We start from the raw sequence: 17,055 nt of genomic DNA, 5'->3' as shown, positions 1-17,055 counted from the left end.
AGGGCCACAAGGCGCGCGCCGCATTTGTCCCTCCCGCGCCGGGATCGCGCGGGGCCGGGGCGGCGGTTCCGGGGGGCAGAGCGAGAGGGCGAGGGCGAGGGCCCCACAAAAGCAAAACCCTCAGGACGTGCGGAGCCGCTCGCTTTCAAAACCATCGAATAGTGCCAACAGAGCGTCCAGCCCGTCGGTGAAGGCGGCGGGGCCGGGCTGCAGGATGAGGCTCGACTTGATCTCATGCAGCCGCCCCGCGCGCACTGCGGGAAGCTCGGCGAAGCCCGGACGGGCGGCGAAGCGGGCGGGATTGAACTTCTTGCCGCACCAGGAGCCGATGACCATGTCGGGCGCCCGCGCGATCACCTCCGCCTCGCTCACGAAGCGTTCGCGGGCGGCGCGGCCTTGGGCGCGGTCGGCGAAGATGTCGATGCCGCCTGCGATTTCCACCAATTGCGACACCCAGCCGATGCCGCAGATCATCGGCGCGTCCCATTCTTCGAAATAGACGCGGGGGCGCACGGCGCGTGCGGCGGCGCGGACCTTGGCCGCCCCCAGCCGCGCGTCCAGATCGGCGATGAGCGCGGCCCCTTTTTCGGCCGCGCCCACAAGGGCGGCGAGGGTCGCGATCATGGCGAAGATGCCATCGATGCCGCGCTGGTTGAAGACGTGCACATCCAGCCCGGCGCGGGCGAGATCGGCGACGATGTCCGCCTGCAGGTCGGAAAAGGCCAGCACCAGGTCCGGCGCGAGCGCCAGGATCTTCGGCAGGTCCGCCGAGACGAAGGCGGAAACGCGGGGCTTTTCCTTGCGCACGCGGGGCGGGCGCACCGCATAGCCGGATACGCCGGCGATGCGGTGGTCCTCGCCAAGCAGATAAAGCGTCTCCACCGTCTCCTCGGTGAGGCAGACGATGCGGCGGGGATAAGGATCGCGTCCCACCCCGCCCGGTCACATGCCGGGACGGGAGCGAGGCTCAAGGGCCTCGTCGTCGTCGAGCTCCGGGCCCGGGTCGTCCGGTAGCGGCGGCAGGGCGACGAGCGGGGCGGGCTTGGGCGTCTCCGCTCTGGCGCCCTCACTCCGGGTGGTCTCGGCCGGACCGGCGGGTGGATGAGTGCCGTTGGTCGCGGGCTCGGCCGCCGCATCGTTGCTTTCGGCCGGTGGCGCCTCGGGCGCGGCCACGGGCTTGGGCGGAATGGCGGCGATGGCGGCGCGCACGCGCTCCGCCTCGTGTTCCAGGATAGGGGTCGCGGCAACCCCCGGCGGCACGGCCCACACATAGGCGTCGAGCTTGCCGGTGACCGGCGAGAGCGGCGCCCATTGCTCGGACACCACGCCGTCGGCGATCCAGGCGGGGTCGCGCGCGGCGCGGACCGCCCGGGCGGCCCATTCGCGCGCCTTGCCGATATCGCCGTGCTCGCTTGCTTCCAGCTCCGCCATCAGCAGGCAGATGCGCTGGGTCGGCGCGGCGGCGAGCGGCTGGAGCACGGCGCGCGCCTCGCCGAATTCCAGCGCGTCGATGCAGGCGTGGGCGAGCGCGATCGCGCTTTCCGGGTGCGCCGGCGCCTTGGCCGCGAGCAGGCGGATGCGCTTAAGCCGATCGAGGGCGGCATCGCCCGGCCGCAGATGGGCGGCGACTTCGGCCAGTTCGGGATGGGGCGTCGTGGCATAGGCGGCCTCGACGATCTTGAGCGCCTTCTTCAATTCGCCGGCGGAGCCGAGCAGGCGCCCTGCGACGGCGGCGGCGGGCACCAGCGTCGGCGCGAGGCGTACGGCTTCGAGCGCGCGTTCCTTGGCCACCGGCGGGTCGGAGATTTCCACCGCCATGGCCTCGGCGGCGAGCAGGATTGCGCGGCGCCGGCGATGCTGCACCTTGTCGATGCCCTTCGCCGCCATCTGCTTTTCCAGCACCGCGCGGGCGCCGGGATAATCGCCTTCGGCGCAGCGCGCCTCGATCACGGCATCGGCCGCCCAGGCGAGCGCCGGGGCCTGTTCGGCCGCCTGTTCCGCCAGCAGGCGCGCGGCGGAAAGATCGCCGGCGCGGCGCGCTTCCATATGCAGGCCGCGCAAGGCGAGCAGGCGGGTGTCGGGGGATTCCAGCATCAAGCGGAAGCTCGCCCGCGCCAGTTCCGGGTCGCCCTCGAACTGGGCGGTCTGAGCTGCCAGAAGATGGGTGAGCGGCTCATGTGGCAGCAGACGGGCGGCGTCCTGGCTGGCTTTCTTTGCTTCCGTGCCGTTGCCCGCGCCGATGGCGAGCAGGCCGCGCGACACCGCGGCCCAGCCTTTTTCCCGGCGCCGGCGGCGCGAGAAGCGGGCGATGAGGCGCGGCGAGGACAGCAGCAGCGAAATCAGCCGCCAGACCAGAAGCAGCACACCGCTGAACAGCGCGAGGGCGGCGAGCGCCACCGGCACGCTGGTCTCGATGCGCCAGCCTTGCCAGACCATGGTGATCTCGCCCGGCCGGTCGGCGAGCCAGGAGGCGCCGAACGCGACGGCGGCGAGCAGAACGAGGAGGATGACGAGACGGATCACGGCACTTTCCCGGAAATGGCGGCCAGGGCCTGGAGATAGAGCGCACCGACCGCATTGGCTGCGTTCCGGCGCTGCTGGATCTCGGCGATCAGGGACTTGAGCTTGTCCTTCGTGCCCTGGGGCAGGGCGTCGAGCCGCGCGAGCGCGGTGTCGAAATCCCCGGCGCGCAATGCGGCGAGCGCCTGGTCGAGCGTCGCCTGGACCTCGGGCGTGGGCGCGGTTTCAGCCGGGCGCACCTTGACCAGGCTTTCGGCGCTGGACAGCAGGCGGTTCACCACGCTTCCCGCCGTCGATGTCGCTTCGGCCGGGGCGGCCGCAGCCTCGGTTCCCGCCTGCTGCAACCGGCTCGCGAGCTTGGCGGGAGAGGAGAAGCCGACGCTCGCGAGCGAGGCGAACGGATCAAGCGGGGCGGCCGTGGTGCCGAGCACGGCGCGGGCGGCATCCAGTTCCGCGACGAACGGGCGGCCGGACCGGATGGCATCGTTCAGCACCGCCAGCACCGCGATGGAGGCTGCGGCGCGGCTGGTGGATGTGGACGCGGCGACGGATTGATCGACCCGGGCGCTGAGGGCGGTCACCTGCTGGCTGGCGCCGGCGGCGGCGGTGGCCGCGTCCTTCACCGAACCCTGAAGGCCCTGCTGCCCCTGGCGCAGGGTGGTGATGTCGGCCTGAGCCTGGGCGAACAACGCGCGCTCCTGCTCCGGGGAGGGCTGCTGCGCGGCGGTGGCCTCGATCTTGTCGACCCGCTGCGTCAAGGCTGCGAGCGCACGCGGATCGGCGGCGCCGCGCGCCTCCAGGGCCGCGATGCGGGCGGCCAAGGGCTGGATTTCGTCGCTGACGCTGACCGTTCCAAGGCGCGAGGACAGGCCATAGACCACCAGGGCCGCAACCACGGCGCCGCCCAACGTGCCCAGCAGCAGCGCAAGCCAGGGCGAGGCCCCGCGCGCCGCCGGGGCGGGCGGAGGGATGAGAATCGGCTGGGCGGCTTCGAAAGCGGCCTCGTCCGCAGCCTTCGAGGCGGCGCCGGTTGCCGGGCTAGCCGGCGCGTCCGCGCCGGTTTCCTCATGGGGCTCGGTGGGCGGGGCGGGGGGCAGAGGGTCGTCCACGGCGCCGTCGGGGGCGGCACGCGGCACATCCTGGGGCTCATTCGCGCGCGGCTCCGCCTGCGGACCGACCGGGGCATCGAGCGCGTCGGTGGCAGCGGCGGCGCCGCTTGCATCGTGCGGCTCCACGCCATGGGACGTTTCTCCCGCAGCCAGGGAGGCGGCGGCCGGGTCCTTCGGACGGGCCGTATCCTCGCGGGTCGGATCGTCGTGCGCCATGGGCCTCCTCGTATTCTTGGTTACCGGCAGGCCGGTGACGAATGTCCGGCCGGTTCGGCCGGCAGCTTGCCTCTGCCTTACAGCAAAGTCAGCAGCGCGTCCTCTTCGGCCGCCCCGGCGATCTCGACCGCGCAGCCGGCGGCAGCCAGCGGCGCGGCGATGGCCGGCGACAAGCACAAGTGCCGCAAAGCCCGTAAGAGTTCCTTAACGCCGTCCGTAGCGACGCAATGAAGCAGGGTTTGGGCGCTGCGCGCCGAATAATGCAAAGCGGTGTCGAGATTGCCCAGAAGCAGCGCCGTGCGCGTTGCATCCGCAAGGGTTTGCGCGGGGGCCATGGCATAGAGCACGCACAGCGCAACCGCCAGATGGTGCCGCCCGAGCAAGGCGGCGAGGTCGCCCGCCCGGTCGGCGCCGGCGGCATGCAGGATTCGGGCACCCGGCGCGAGCCGCGCCGCCAGCAGGGCGGCGAGAGCCTGCACGTTTCCGTCCGCCTCGATCACATGGGCAAAGCCGGCCGCCCGCGCCTGCGCGCCGGTGCGCGCGCCCACGGTGAACACCGGCAGGCCCCGCAGGGCGCTGGCCTGCGGCCGCGCGGCGAGCGCCCGCACCCCATGCGCGCTGGTGAAGGCGAGAGCGGAGAACGGGCCGCGCGGCAGCGGCGCGCCGGTTTCCTTGAAGCGCAGCATGGGATCGCTCACCACCGTGTGCCCGAGCGCCTCCAGCCGCGCCCGCGTGCGCGCCGCGCCCGGTTCCGGGCGGGTCAGCAGGATGCGCTGGGACGGGACGGCGAGGGACATGGGACCGGGCTTTCAGGCGAACGATAGCGGGAGTGGGGGTAAAGGGTCCATGCGGAAGCCGACCCCGGCCCGCGGCAGCGTGCCGAGCGGCGCTTAGCTCCTCCCAGTCGGCGCATGAGGCCGGCGTAGCGTCTACAGGCCGAGCGCCCGCGCCGGCGCGCTGGTGCGCAGTTCCTTGCCCAGGTCGGCGCCGAGCCGCGCGGCGTCCGCAACGGGGGCGCTGGAATCGGCTTCGGCGGCGTCGCGCCCGTCGGGCGAGAGCACCAGGCCGCGCAGGCGCACCCGCTCCCCGTTCAGGGTCGCGAGCGCGGCGATGGGCGTGCGGCAGGAGCCGTCCAGTGCGGCGAGGAAGGCGCGCTCGGCGGCGAGCGCGATGCCGGTGGCGCGGCACGTGATAGCCGCGATGGCGGCATTGGTGGCTTCGTCCGAGATCCGGCACTCGATGGCGACGGCGCCCTGGCCCACGGCGGGCAGGAAATCATCTGTGTCCAGGATCGCGCTCGTCTCATGGGCGAGCCCGAGCCGGGTGAGGCCGGCGAGCGCCAGCAAGGTGGCGTCGAAGATGCCGGAGCGCACCTTGGAGAGGCGCGTCTGCACATTTCCGCGCAGCAATTGCACCTCCAGATCGGGCCGCTTGCGGCGCAATTGCGCCTCCCGCCGCAGCGAGGCGGTGCCGATGATGGCCCCGGGCTTGAGGTCGGACAGGCCCGCGCCCTCGCGCAGGATCAGCGCGTCGCGCACGTCGGCGCGGGGGAGATAGCCGGCTAAATGCAACCCGTCGGGCAGATAGGTCGCCACATCCTTGGCCGAATGCACGGCGAGATCGATGCGACCGTCGAGCAGCGCTTCCTCGATCTCCTTGGTGAACAGCCCCTTGCCGCCGGCTTCGGAGAGTGCGCGATCCTGGATCGCATCGCCCGAGGTGCGGATGATCTCGATGGCGATGCTGTCGGCCGGGCGGGCCAGGGCCGTGGCCAAGGCGTCGCGCACGGCATGGGCCTGCCACAGCGCCAGCGCGCTGCCGCGGGTGCCGATGGCGAGGCGGGGCGCGTGGGCGGGGAGCGGGGACGCGGCGGAAGAGGACTCGGAAGAGGACATGGGGGAGAGGTTCGTCTCTTGTGTCATTGGCGCGTACAATGATAGCCGGAATCGCAATGGCATAGAGCGGCGTGGCGGCGCAGGCCGCGCTACCCCCGGCGCAGGCGCCGGTCTGGAGGATAAAGTGGCGGATCTGCTGGTGCTCGGCATCGAGACCACGTGCGACGAAACCTCGGCGGCCGTGGTGGCGCGCTCGCCTTCCGGGGCCGGCCACGTGCTCTCGAACGTGATCCGCACCCAGGTCGAGGAACATTCCCCCTATGGCGGCGTGGTGCCGGAAATCGCCGCCCGCGCCCATGTGGAAGTGCTCGATGTCGTCATCGCGGAGGCGATGCGCGCGGCGGGACTGAACTTCGCCAATCTCGCCGCCGTGGCCGCCGCCGCGGGTCCTGGCCTGATCGGCGGCGTCATCGTCGGCCTCACCACCGCCAAGGCTATCGCCTTGTCCACGCGCCGCCCGCTGGTGGCGGTGAACCATCTGGAGGCGCATGCGCTCACCGCGCGCCTTACCGACGGCGTCGCCTTTCCCTATCTGCTGCTGCTGGTCTCCGGCGGGCACACTCAATTGCTGGCGGTGGAGGAGATCGGCCGCTATCGCCGGCTCGGCACCACGCTCGACGATGCCGTGGGCGAGGCCTTCGACAAGGTGGCGAAGATGCTGAGCCTGCCGTATCCGGGCGGGCCGCAGGTGGAGCAGATGGCGCTGCTGGGCGATGCCCACCGCTTCGCCTTCCCCCGGCCGATGCTGGGCCGGCGCGAGCCGGACTTCTCCCTGTCGGGCCTGAAGACCGCCGTGCGGCTAGAGGCGGACCGCCTCGCCCCCCTGTCGGACCAGGACGTGTATGACCTGTGCGCCTCGTTCCAGGCGGCGGTGGTGGATCTGATCGCCGACCGGGTGCGCGCCGGCGCGCGGGCGTTCCGCGATCTCGTCGGCTGCGGGCCGACCGCGCTGGTGGTGGCCGGCGGAGTCGGCGCGAATGCCGCGATCCGCGAGGCGCTTCAGCGCACGGCGGTGGATCTCGGCACGCGCATGGCGGTGCCGCCGCCGGAACTGTGCACCGACAACGGCGCCATGATCGCCTGGGCGGGGGCCGAGCGGCTCTCGCGCGGGCTCACCGATCCCCTGAGCATCAGCCCGCGCGCGCGCTGGCCACTCGATCCCGCCTCCACCGGCGCCAAGGCCTGAGAGAGAGGCCTGAGAGACATGGCGCAGGCGGCAACCGCTTTTTCCCGCATCGGCGTGGTGGGCGCCGGCGCGTGGGGCACGGCGCTCGCCAATGTGGCGGCGCGGGCCGGGCGCAGCGTAACGCTCTACGCGCGCAATGCGGATCAGGCGGCGGACATGGAGGCGCGGCGCGAGAATGTGCGCGGCCTGCCGGGTATTCCCCTGGAGCCGGGCGTGCACGCGAGCGCACGGCGCGAGGATCTCATCCCCTGCGACGCGCTGCTCCTCGTGGTGCCGGCGCAGGCGCTGCGGGCGGTGCTGGCGGAGCTTGGTCCCTCAATCGCGGCGGGAACGCCGCTTGTCTCCTGCGCCAAGGGCATCGAGCGCGGCACCGGCGCTTTCATGAGCGAGGTGATCGCCACCACCTTGCCGCACGGCCGCGCGGCGGTGCTTTCCGGCCCGAGCTTCGCCCATGATGTCGCGGCCGGCTTGCCGACCGCGGTGACGCTCGCTGCCGCCGATGTGGCATTGGCGGAGCAACTGGCGGATGCGCTGGGCGGCCCCACCTTCCGCCTTTATCATTCCACCGATGTGCGGGGCGTGGAGATCGGCGGGGCGGCCAAGAATGTGCTCGCCATTGCCGCCGGCATCGTCGCCGGCCGCCGGCTGGGCGCGAGCGCGGGCGCGGCGCTGACCGCGCGGGGGTTTGCCGAGCTGGTGCGCTTCGGTCGGGCGTTCGGCGCGCAGGCGGAAACGCTCACGGGGCTGGCGGGCCTGGGCGATCTCATTCTCACCGCCTCCGGCCCGCAATCGCGCAATTTCGCCCTCGGCTTCGCGCTCGGCGAGGGCCGCGCCGGCGAAGGCAAGCTCGCGGAAGGGGCCTATACGGCCAGCGTGCTGGTGGAAATGGCGGCGGGCCGGGGCGTCGACATGCCCATCTGCGCGGCGGTCGATGCGGTGCTGGCGGGCCGGCTCACCATCGCCGGGGCGATTGATGCGCTGATGGCCCGCCCGCAGCGGTCCGAGACCAGCCGGGCTTAGGCGGACGGCCGCTGAACGGGCTTTCGCTTCTGCCCGCGCGCGCCGCACGGCGTCGGTCAAGGACCGATGCTGGCCTCAGAAGCCCTTCACCACCGTGTGGCGATGTTCCATCTGCGGGCCAGACACGAAATAGGGGCTCACCAGCGCGCGCCATTCCTTGAAGGCGGGCGATTCGCGGAAATGGATCATGTGGTCGTCCACGGTCTCCCATTCCACCACCAGCGTATAATGGGTCGGCGACTCGATCGAGCGGTCGACGCGCATGCTGCGGCAGCCGCGGGCGTTCTGGAACAGGGCAACGGCTTTGGTCGCGCCGGCTTCGAAATCGGCTTCCTGGCCGGGCTTAACTTCGATGTGAGCGAATTCGTAGACCATCTTATCCTCCCAAAAGGGAGGCGACGGTATCAGGCGACAAGCCGTGCACAACTGTCCCGCACGGAAAAAATGCCGGGCGCTGCATCCAGCGCGTGCGCGGCCTTCGGCCGGCTTGCCAATCGCCCCGCCCGCTCGCTAGAGCAGAAGCGTGCGCATTCAGGCGTCTGGAGTTTCGCGATGGCCCATTGGCTCTACAAATCCGAGCCGTTCAAATGGTCGTGGGAGATGCAGGTCAAGGCCGGCGCGAAGGGCACCCATTGGGATGGCGTGCGCAACCATTCGGCCAAGCTGAACCTGCTCGCCATGAAGCTGGGCGACCAGGGATTCTTCTATCATTCCAACGAGGGCAAGGAGATCGTCGGCATCGTCGAGGTGATCCGCGAGGCCTATCCCGACCCCTCCGACCCCACGGGCAAGTTCGTGATGGTGGACCTGAAGGCGGTGAAGCCGCTCAAGGCGCCGGTGTCGCTGGAAACCATCAAGGCCGATCCCCGTCTCCAGGACATGGCGCTAGTGAAATTCTCCCGCCTCTCGGTGCAGCCGGTGACGGACGAGGAGTGGGACCTGGTGCTGGCGCTCGCGCAGGGGTGAGCGGCAGCCGTCACTCCGCCGCTTCCAGCCGCGAGGTGGCGACGATCTGGGCCAGCACCTCGGCGCGCCGGGCGGGCGAGCGGCAGCCCTTCAACGTGGCGGAAAAGCGCTCCAGAACGCCGTCCTCGAAGGCGGTGACGATGGTGCCGTGCACATAGCTTTTTCGGCAGACGGTGGGCGTGTTGGCGAGCGCCTCTGCCGCGTCCCGCACCGCCTCCAGCACCTGGGAGCGGCGGGCGCGGGCGCTGCCGGCGGGCACCGCGCGGGCCAGCGTCTCCAGCACGCTGGCGGAGGCGACGAGGGTGCGGAAATCCTTCAGCGAGATGGGCGCGCCCGACATCTCCTTCAGCGCCCGGTTCACCTCGTCCGCCCGCACCGGTCGCACCGTGCCCTCGGCGTCGCGATACTGGAATAGCCGGCGCCCCGGCAAACGGTGCAGACGGGCGATGGCGGCGGCGAAACGGGGAACGCACACGTCCTTCTCCACCTTCTGCCCGCCCTTGGCCTTGAAGCGGATGACGACCCGGTCGCCGTCGCGCGTGACGTTCGACTTCAGCAAGGTCGTGGCCCCGCGCGTGCCGCGTGCGCGGGCATAGGCTTCGCCGCCGGCACGGATGGCGGTGAGGGCGACCAATTCGATCACCGCGGCGAGCGCGAACTCCTTCGTCGGATCGCGGTCCGCCCCGGCGTCGGCGAGCCCCCGGCCGAGCGCGCGCCGCAGCGTCGGCAGGGCATCCGCGAGCTTCGCCAGCCGCCGGGCCTTGAGCACCTCGCGCACCTTTTCCCAATCGGGATGGTAGCGATATTGCAGCCGCCCCGCCGCATCGCGGCCGATGGCCTGCAGATGCGCGCGCGGATCTGGGGCGTAACGCACGTCTTGATAGGCGGGCGGCACGGCCTGCGCGGCGAGGCGGGAGAGGATCTCCGCATCCCGGATCGGCGCGCCGGTTTCGTCCCGGTAGGAGAAGCCGGTCCCGGCCTTGCGGCGCGACCATGTGAGGTCCTCGGGGCCGGCGAGCACGAGGCCGGCCTTGTGGGCAAGGCGGGTCATCTGGGAGGGACGGCGGTTCATGGCGGGGGTCCAGCTGCCGGCGGGCGCCGGCTTTCCCATTGAAAATGCGGGGGATGCCGCGAAGTTCCCACCGGCGGGCCATCGGTTTTCCTTGTGGCATGCCCCGCGGGCGGCCAAGGTCGCGGCGTGAGCGAACCGAAATCTCCACCTCTCCCCTCTCCGACCGCCATCGATCCCGCCTGCTTCGTGCGCGCGGAGACGCGGCTGCGCCCGGTGCCGCTGGTACCGGAGCTTTCCCTCCATGTGGCCGATGAGGCCGTGCCGCTCTGGCAGCGCACCGAGGAGCAACTGGGCGCCATGGGCTTGCCGCCGCCGTTCTGGGCCTTTGCCTGGGCGGGCGGGCAAGCGCTGGCGCGCCATGTGCTGGATCATCCCGACCTAGTCGCGGGGCGGCGGGTGCTGGATTTCGCCTCCGGCTCCGGCCTGGTGGGCATCGCCGCCACGCGGGCGGGGGCGGCGCACGTCTCCTGCGCCGATATCGATGCCTATGCGCTCGCCGCCATCGCGCTCAACGCCGCGGCCAACGGCGTCGCGGTGGAGGTGTGCGGCACCGATCTGATTGGCACCGACGCGGGCTGGGAGACGGTGCTGGCCGGCGACATTTGCTATGAGCGCGACCTCGCCGAGCGGGTCTTCGCCTGGCTCAAAGCGCTGTCGCGGCGCGGCGCAATCGTGCTGATCGGCGATCCCGGGCGGTCCTATCTGCCGAAAGCGGAACTCGAGCAGGTGGCGGAGTATTCCGTGCCGGTGACGCGGGAGCTGGAAGACGCGGACATCAAGCACACCTGCGTGTGGCGCCCGCGCTGAATCGATCGCGGGGGGAACCCCGCGCACGCCCCATCGTTGGCCCTGGAGCCCTCAAGAGGAGATGCACCATGGATAGCCACGAGATCTGGGAAGAAATGGCCGGCCGCCATTCCTGCATGCTGATCGACCGCGACGGACACCGCCTGCGGGCGCGCCCCATGGCGCCGGTGGCGCGGGAAGAGGACCACGCCATCTGGTTCGTGACCGACGCGCACGCCTCGAAGGATGACGAAATCGCCCACGATCCCCAGGTGTGCGTCACCTTCGCCGACCCGTCCGACCATTTTTATCTCTCGGTCTCGGGACCGGCGGAAGTGGTGCGCGACCCCGCCAAGCTGAAGCAGATCTGGTCCAACGCCATGGAGGCGTATTTTCCCGGCGGGCCGGACGATCCCAATGCCATCCTGCTGCGGGTGCGGCCGGAGCAGGCCGAATATTGGCAGGGCGATTCCACCCTCATGACCGGCGTGAAGATGGCCGCCGCGATCATGAAGGAAGAACGCGCGACCCTCGGCGAGAACGCCAAGCTGCGGCTATAGGATCAGGCGCGCGACCAAATCGCGCGCACACCGCCGATGGCGAACACGAGCCAGCCGGCAATCATCAGGGTGCCGCCCGTCGGGGCGGTGCCCCAGAGCAATTTGACATCCATCAAAGCCCGCAGCGTCAAATCGCCCGAAAATAAAAGCGTGCCAAGGCCGATGGCCGAGGCGCCGACGAGAATCCCGGTGCGGCCCCGCAGCAGAGTGACGCTCACGGCCACCGCCCCGAGGAGAGTGAGCGCGCCGAACAAGAAGAACTGGGCCGCCGTGGCGAGCGAGGCACCCCCCGCGAGATGCGCGGCCACGGCCGAAGCGCCCACGCCGGCCGCGCCATAAAGGCCGGCGACGAAGAGCAGGGAGCGGAGCCAGAGAGTCATTTCGTGCCATCCTACGATCACGGGGCCGCATCTTAGCGGGCGACGATCTATAGCGCGCCGCACGGGCGCGAAGCAGCGTGCGCGGCGCCGCAGGGCGCGCGGTCGCACGTGCCTGTGCATTGCCATTTAAAATCCGGAAGCGCTTTCCTACGCGCCGCGCCGGATCGTCTAGAACCAAAGTATTCTTGGTCCAAAGTCTGCCCTGCCCGAGCCTTGTGGAGCGCCGACCCGCTCACCATAATCGCGCCAAGCAAACACGATCGGGCGCAGCGCGGACCTCATGTGACGCGCGAAACGCCAACGCACGAAGGGGAGGTCTCAATGTCCGATACGGTCTATCAGGTCCCGGCTGAATGGCAGGGGCGCGCCTTCGTGGACGCCGCCGAATATGCGGCCATGTACCAAGCCTCCGTTTCCGATCCCGACGCCTTCTGGGCCGAGCACGGCAAGCGCATCCATTGGTTCGAGCCCTTCACCACGGTGAAGAACACCTCGTTCGAACCCGGCGCGGTCTCGATCAAATGGTTCGAGGACGGCATCACCAATGTCGCCTACAATTGCGTGGACCGGCATCTTGCCGAGCGCGGCGACCAGGTGGCGATCATCTGGGAAGGCGACGACCCCTCCGAATCCCGCAACGTGACCTATCGCGAGCTGTCGGAGCAGGTGAACCGCTTCGCCAACGTCCTGCGCAATCGCGACGTGAAGAAGGGCGACCGCGTCACCATCTACATGCCCATGATCCCCGAGGCCGCCTATGCCATGCTGGCGTGCGCGCGGCTTGGCGCGATCCATTCGGTGGTGTTCGGCGGCTTCTCCCCCGACAGCCTCGCGGGCCGCATCTCGGATTGTGAATCGCGCTGCGTCATCACCGCCGACGAGGGCCTGCGCGGCGGCCGCAAGGTGCCGCTGAAGGCCAATGTGGATGCCGCCATCGCCCGCGTCGAGGGCGGCGTGGACCATGTCATCGTGGTCAAGCGCACCGGCGGCAAGGTGGACATGGAGCCGGGCCGGGACGTCTGGTATCACGAGGCCGCCGACATGGTGACCGACGAATGCCCGGTGGAGCATGTGAACGCGGAAGACCCGCTGTTCATCCTCTATACCTCGGGCTCCACCGGAAAACCGAAGGGTGTGCTGCACACCACCGGCGGCTATCTGGTCTATGCCTCCATGACGCACCAATATGTCTTCGATTATCACGAGGGCGACGTCTATTGGTGCACCGCGGACGTCGGCTGGGTGACCGGCCATTCCTATATCGTCTACGGCCCGCTGGCGAACGGCGCGACCACCTTGATGTTCGAGGGCGTGCCCAATTATCCCAGCAACTCCCGCTTCTGGGAGGTGATCGACAAGCACAAGGTCAACATCTTCTACACCGCCCCCACCGCCATCCGCGCGCTGATGCAGAGCGGCGAGGAGCCGGTGAAGAAGACCTCGCGCGCGTCGCTTCGCCTGCTCGGCTCGGTGGGCGAGCCGATCAATCCGGAAGCGTGGGAATGGTATCACCGCGTGGTCGGCGAGAACCGCTGCCCGATCGTCGATACCTGGTGGCAGACGGAGACCGGCGGCATCCTCATCACCCCGCTGCCGGGCGCGACCGCGCTGAAGCCGGGTTCGGCCACCAATCCCTTCTTTGGCGTCCAGCCCCAGGTGGTGGATGCGGAAGGCAAGGTGCTGGATGGCGCCTGCGAGGGCAATCTCGTGATCGCCGACAGCTGGCCGGGGCAGATGCGCACGGTCTATGGCGACCATGAGCGCTTCGAGCAGACCTATTTCTCCACCTATCCCGGCAAGTATTTCACCGGCGACGGCTGCCGCCGCGATGCCGACGGCTATTATTGGATCACCGGCCGCGTGGACGACGTGATCAACGTGTCCGGCCACCGCATGGGTACGGCGGAAGTGGAAAGCGCGCTCGTCGCCCATCCCAAGGTGTCCGAGGCGGCGGTGGTGGGCTTCCCGCACGATATCAAGGGCCAGGGCATCTATGCCTATGTCACCTTGATGGACGGGGAAGTGCCGAGCGAGGACTTGCGCAAGGAACTGGTGAATTGGGTGCGCCGCGAGATCGGCCCGATCGCCTCGCCGGACCTGATCCAGTTCGCGCCCGGCCTGCCGAAGACCCGCTCCGGCAAGATCATGCGCCGCATCCTGCGCAAGATCGCCGAGGACCAGTTCGAGAGCCTGGGCGACACCTCGACCCTCGCCGATCCCGGTGTGGTGGACGATCTGGTGCACAATCGCCAGAACAAGCGCACTGCGGCCTGATCCTCCCGCGCCTGAGATTTCGAAGTGCCCGGGCTTGGCCCGGGCATTTTCGTTTGTGCCGGTGATTTGAAGGGCGAGGGTGTTTGCCCTCGCGGAAGCGTGTGCTACATAGCGTCACGTGAAATTACGAATTTCACAAAGAATAATAGTTTTATGGAGAGCCCCATGCTGACGCGCCGCGCGTTCTCGACCCTGAGCCTCGCCGCCTTGCTGGCGCCCGGCGTCGCCTTCGCCCAGCAGCCCGGGCCGAACTCGATCCTGAATGTCTCTTACGACATCGGCCGGGAATTGTTCACGGCGGAGAATGCCGAGTTCGTGCCGTTCTGGAAACAGAAGACGGGGCAGGAGCTGACCGTCAACCAGAGCCACGCCGGCTCCTCGCGCCAGGCGCGCGCTATCCTGGAAGGGCTGGAGGCGGACGTGGTGACCTTCAACCAGGTGCTGGACGTGGATGTCCTCGCCAAGGCCGGTTATGTGGCCAGGGACTGGCAGAAGAAATTCCCCAACAATGCCTCGCCCTATTATTCCTTCCCGGCCTTCCTGGTGCGCGACGGAAACCCGAAGAACATCAAGGATTGGAACGATCTCGTCCGCGACGACGTGAAGGTGATCTTCCCCAATCCCAAGACCTCGGGGAATGCGCGCTACACCTATCTTGCGGCCTATGCCTATGCGCTGGAGCAGAACAAGGGCGACACCGCCAAGGCGGACGCGTTCGTGAAGAAGCTGCTCGCCAACGTGCCGGTTTTCGACACCGGCGGACGCGGCGCCACCACCACCTTCGTGGAGCGCGAGACCGGCGACGTGCTGGTAACCTTCGAGGCCGAGACCCGCGCCATCGAGGGGCTCTATAAGGACAAGAAGCTCAAGACCATCGTGCCGTCGGTCAGTCTGCTGGCGGAATTCCCAGTGGCCGTGGTGGACAAGGTGGTGGACAAGCGCGGCTCGCGCCCCGCCGCCACCGCCTATCTTGAGTTCCTTTATTCGCCCGCCGGCCAGACGGTGGCTGCAAAGGCGTTCCACCGCGTGGTCGACAAGAGTGTGGAAGCCCAGTTCAAGGATCAGTTCCCGCCGGTGCGCCTGGTGACGGTGGAAGATGTGTTCGGCGGCTGGGAAAAGGCGAATGCCGACCAGTTTGTCTCCGGCGGCAAGCTGGACCAGGTGTTCGGCGCGCGCTGACCCACCTCGCCCGCGAAAATGCCAAGGGCCGCCCACGGGGGCGGCCCTTTTTGTTGGGGGCAAGCCCTTGGCGGGAGCGACATCCGCTGTCGGATTCGCGCCGCGGATGGCGCGGGAGTGTCGCAACCGGCCGGACACGGGCCGGCGCGCGGGCGGCGTGGCGCATGTAAGCTATTGCGAACGCGTGGGTTTCAGAACGGCCGGCGGCGGCATGCTCCTTGAAAGGCAAAGGGATGTTCCGCACAGGGGTCCCAGCACCGCCATGACCGACACCACGATTGCGCCGACCGAAACCCTTTCCATGGGCGACGTGCCGCAGGTCTATCGCCGCCACGTCTTCGCCTGTTTCCAGCAGCGCCCGCCGGGACATCCGCGGGGGAGCTGCGCCAATTCCGGCGCCAAGCCGTTGTGGGATCGCCTGGGCCAGAAGATCGAGGCGACGGGCCAGCGCGACATCGCCATGAACGCCAGCGGCTGCCTGAGCTTCTGCGCCGCCGGTCCGCTGATGGTGGTCTATCCCGAGGGCATTTGGTACGCGCCGAAGACCGTCGAGGACATCGACGAAATCGTCGAGACCCATCTGGTCGGCGGCACGCTGGTGGAGCGTCTGGTGATCGTGCCGCGCGTCTGAACCGGCGCGCAGGTACGAAAAAGCCGGGCCACCGGGCCCGGCTTGAAAAAGGCGAGGCGCGACGGGATCCCGTCGCGGTATCGCTCAGGCCGTTGCCTTGTCCAGCTCGGCGAGGATCGCGTCGCCCATTTCCTCGGTGCCGATGATGGCGGCGCCGGGGGTGCGAATGTCGCTGGTGCGCTTGCCGGAGGCCAGAACCCCGGCGATCGCCGCCTCGATGCGGTCGGCCACCGGGCCGAGGCCGAACGAATAGCGCAGCGCCATGGCGAGCGAGCCGATCATGGCGATGGGATTGGCGATGCCGCGCCCGGCGATGTCCGGCGCCGAGCCGTGCACCGGTTCATAGAGCGCCGCGCGCTTGCCGGAGACCGGGTCCACCGCGCCCAGCGAAGCGGAGGGCAGCATGCCGAGCGAGCCGGTGAGCATGGCGGCGATGTCCGAGAGCACGTCGCCGAACAAATTGTCGGTCACGATCACGTCGAACTGCTTGGGCCAGCGCACCAATTGCATGGCCAGCGAATCCGCCAGCTGGTGCTCCAGCTCCACGTCCGCATAATCCTTGGCGTGCAAAGCGGTGATGGTCTCCTTCCAGAGCACGCCGGAACGCATCACATTGTGCTTCTCGCAGGAGGTCACCTTGTTGCGGCGGGTGCGCGCCAGCTCGAACGCCACGCGGCCGATGCGGTCGATCTCATAGGTGTCGTAGACCTGGGTATCGATGGCGCGGCGCTGGCCGTTACCGAGGTCGAGAATGGTCTTCGGCTCGCCGAAATAGACGCCGCCGGTCAGCTCGCGCACGATCAGGATGTCGAGCCCTTCCACCACTTCGCGCTTGAGCGAGGAGGCGTCCGCCAAGGCGGGATAGCACAAGGCCGGGCGCAGGTTGGCGAACAAGGCGAGGTCCTTGCGCAGGCGCAGCAGGCCGGCTTCCGGGCGCGCCTCATAGGGCACGTTCGCCCATTTCGGGCCGCCGACCGCGCCGAGCAGAATGGCGTCCGCCGCCTTGGCCTTTTCCATCGCGCCGTCGGAAATGGCGACGCCGTGCGCGTCATAAGCGCTGCCGCCCACCAGATCTTCTTCCACCGCGAAGGACGCGAGGCCCTGCGCGTCGAGCCAGGACACCACGCGCTTCACCTGCGCCATGACTTCCGGGCCGATGCCGTCGCCGGGGAGAAGAAGAAGCTTGTGCGTGGCCATGAGACGTTCCTGCTTGTGAAGACCCCGGCTCCTTGAGCATGGGTGGGGGCGGTTCTGGTTGGCG

General features: G+C 69.3%; 17 protein-coding genes. 8 read left to right on the top strand and 9 right to left on the bottom strand.

Annotated features, from left to right (window positions below):
• Nucleotides 1-120: 120 nt before the first annotated feature.
• From V5F68_RS18030 to hemC, 5 genes are all read right to left on the bottom strand, one after another.
• Nucleotides 121-933 carry an ABC transporter substrate-binding protein gene (locus V5F68_RS18030; RefSeq protein WP_394014372.1) on the bottom strand — a complete coding sequence of 271 codons (813 nt, stop codon included), beginning with the start codon at nucleotides 931-933 and terminating at the stop codon, nucleotides 121-123.
• A gap of 9 nt (nucleotides 934-942) precedes the next feature.
• Nucleotides 943-2,523 (bottom strand): heme biosynthesis protein HemY, encoded by a 1,581-nt coding sequence (locus V5F68_RS18025; RefSeq protein WP_394014371.1) that lies wholly within the window; start codon nucleotides 2,521-2,523, stop codon nucleotides 943-945.
• On the bottom strand, nucleotides 2,520-3,845 hold the full coding sequence (locus V5F68_RS18020; RefSeq protein WP_394014370.1) for a COG4223 family protein: 1,326 nt from the start codon (nucleotides 3,843-3,845) through the stop codon (nucleotides 2,520-2,522). The genes V5F68_RS18025 and V5F68_RS18020 overlap by 4 nt, the downstream gene beginning before the upstream one ends.
• A gap of 77 nt (nucleotides 3,846-3,922) precedes the next feature.
• A complete protein-coding gene (locus tag V5F68_RS18015) occupies nucleotides 3,923-4,642 on the bottom strand; it encodes a uroporphyrinogen-III synthase (RefSeq protein ID WP_394014369.1) in 720 nt (239 codons plus the stop codon).
• Between the two features lie 132 nt (nucleotides 4,643-4,774).
• Nucleotides 4,775-5,740 (bottom strand): hydroxymethylbilane synthase, encoded by a 966-nt coding sequence (gene hemC, locus V5F68_RS18010; protein ID WP_394014368.1) that lies wholly within the window; start codon nucleotides 5,738-5,740, stop codon nucleotides 4,775-4,777.
• 124 nt (nucleotides 5,741-5,864) lie between these two features.
• Here hemC and tsaD point away from each other — a divergent pair, with 124 nt between their 5' ends.
• Nucleotides 5,865-6,926, top strand: a complete 1,062-nt coding sequence (gene tsaD, locus V5F68_RS18005; protein WP_394014367.1) for a tRNA (adenosine(37)-N6)-threonylcarbamoyltransferase complex transferase subunit TsaD — start codon at nucleotides 5,865-5,867, stop codon at nucleotides 6,924-6,926.
• Nucleotides 6,927-6,944: 18 nt separating this feature from the next.
• A complete protein-coding gene (locus V5F68_RS18000; RefSeq protein ID WP_394014366.1) occupies nucleotides 6,945-7,946 on the top strand; it encodes an NAD(P)H-dependent glycerol-3-phosphate dehydrogenase in 1,002 nt (333 codons plus the stop codon).
• A 75-nt stretch (nucleotides 7,947-8,021) separates the two neighbouring features.
• Here the strand turns inward: V5F68_RS18000 and V5F68_RS17995 are convergent, their stop codons facing one another.
• A complete protein-coding gene (locus tag V5F68_RS17995) occupies nucleotides 8,022-8,321 on the bottom strand; it encodes an antibiotic biosynthesis monooxygenase family protein (RefSeq protein WP_394014365.1) in 300 nt (99 codons plus the stop codon).
• A 177-nt stretch (nucleotides 8,322-8,498) separates the two neighbouring features.
• Here V5F68_RS17995 and V5F68_RS17990 point away from each other — a divergent pair, with 177 nt between their 5' ends.
• Nucleotides 8,499-8,912, top strand: coding sequence for an EVE domain-containing protein (locus V5F68_RS17990; RefSeq protein WP_394014364.1), 414 nt, complete (start codon nucleotides 8,499-8,501; stop codon nucleotides 8,910-8,912).
• A gap of 10 nt (nucleotides 8,913-8,922) precedes the next feature.
• Here the strand turns inward: V5F68_RS17990 and V5F68_RS17985 are convergent, their stop codons facing one another.
• The gene (locus tag V5F68_RS17985; RefSeq protein ID WP_394014363.1) at nucleotides 8,923-9,984 is read right to left on the bottom strand and encodes a DNA topoisomerase IB; all 1,062 of its coding nucleotides are present in this window, start codon (nucleotides 9,982-9,984) and stop codon (nucleotides 8,923-8,925) included.
• 126 nt (nucleotides 9,985-10,110) lie between these two features.
• Here V5F68_RS17985 and V5F68_RS17980 point away from each other — a divergent pair, with 126 nt between their 5' ends.
• Nucleotides 10,111-10,791, top strand: a complete 681-nt coding sequence (locus V5F68_RS17980) for a class I SAM-dependent methyltransferase (protein WP_394014362.1) — start codon at nucleotides 10,111-10,113, stop codon at nucleotides 10,789-10,791.
• 68 nt (nucleotides 10,792-10,859) lie between these two features.
• Nucleotides 10,860-11,330, top strand: a complete 471-nt coding sequence (locus V5F68_RS17975; protein ID WP_394014361.1) for a pyridoxamine 5'-phosphate oxidase family protein — start codon at nucleotides 10,860-10,862, stop codon at nucleotides 11,328-11,330.
• 2 nt (nucleotides 11,331-11,332) lie between these two features.
• Here the strand turns inward: V5F68_RS17975 and V5F68_RS17970 are convergent, their stop codons facing one another.
• A complete protein-coding gene (locus V5F68_RS17970; RefSeq protein WP_394014360.1) occupies nucleotides 11,333-11,710 on the bottom strand; it encodes a DUF423 domain-containing protein in 378 nt (125 codons plus the stop codon).
• Nucleotides 11,711-12,031: 321 nt separating this feature from the next.
• Here V5F68_RS17970 and acs point away from each other — a divergent pair, with 321 nt between their 5' ends.
• The 3 genes from acs to V5F68_RS17955 all read left to right on the top strand — a co-directional run bounded on the left by acs (nucleotide 12,032) and on the right by V5F68_RS17955 (nucleotide 15,794).
• Nucleotides 12,032-13,984: an acetate--CoA ligase gene (acs, locus tag V5F68_RS17965; protein WP_394014359.1), complete on the top strand. Its 1,953-nt coding sequence runs from the start codon at nucleotides 12,032-12,034 to the stop codon at nucleotides 13,982-13,984.
• A 165-nt stretch (nucleotides 13,985-14,149) separates the two neighbouring features.
• Entirely contained in the window at nucleotides 14,150-15,163 is a 1,014-nt protein-coding gene (locus V5F68_RS17960) for a sulfate ABC transporter substrate-binding protein (RefSeq protein WP_394014358.1), read from the top strand.
• A 262-nt stretch (nucleotides 15,164-15,425) separates the two neighbouring features.
• Nucleotides 15,426-15,794 (top strand): (2Fe-2S) ferredoxin domain-containing protein, encoded by a 369-nt coding sequence (locus V5F68_RS17955; protein WP_394014357.1) that lies wholly within the window; start codon nucleotides 15,426-15,428, stop codon nucleotides 15,792-15,794.
• 84 nt (nucleotides 15,795-15,878) lie between these two features.
• On the opposite strand, the gene leuB is transcribed toward V5F68_RS17955, so the two are convergent.
• Complete coding sequence (gene leuB / locus V5F68_RS17950; protein WP_394014356.1) at nucleotides 15,879-16,991, bottom strand: 3-isopropylmalate dehydrogenase; 1,113 nt, start codon at nucleotides 16,989-16,991, stop codon at nucleotides 15,879-15,881.
• Nucleotides 16,992-17,055: the final 64 nt, after the last annotated feature.

This window comes from Roseixanthobacter pseudopolyaromaticivorans, assembly GCF_043195145.2.
Classification (GTDB): Bacteria; Pseudomonadota; Alphaproteobacteria; order Rhizobiales; family Xanthobacteraceae; genus NCEH01.
This window is presented reverse-complemented; position numbering and strand designations above follow the sequence as displayed.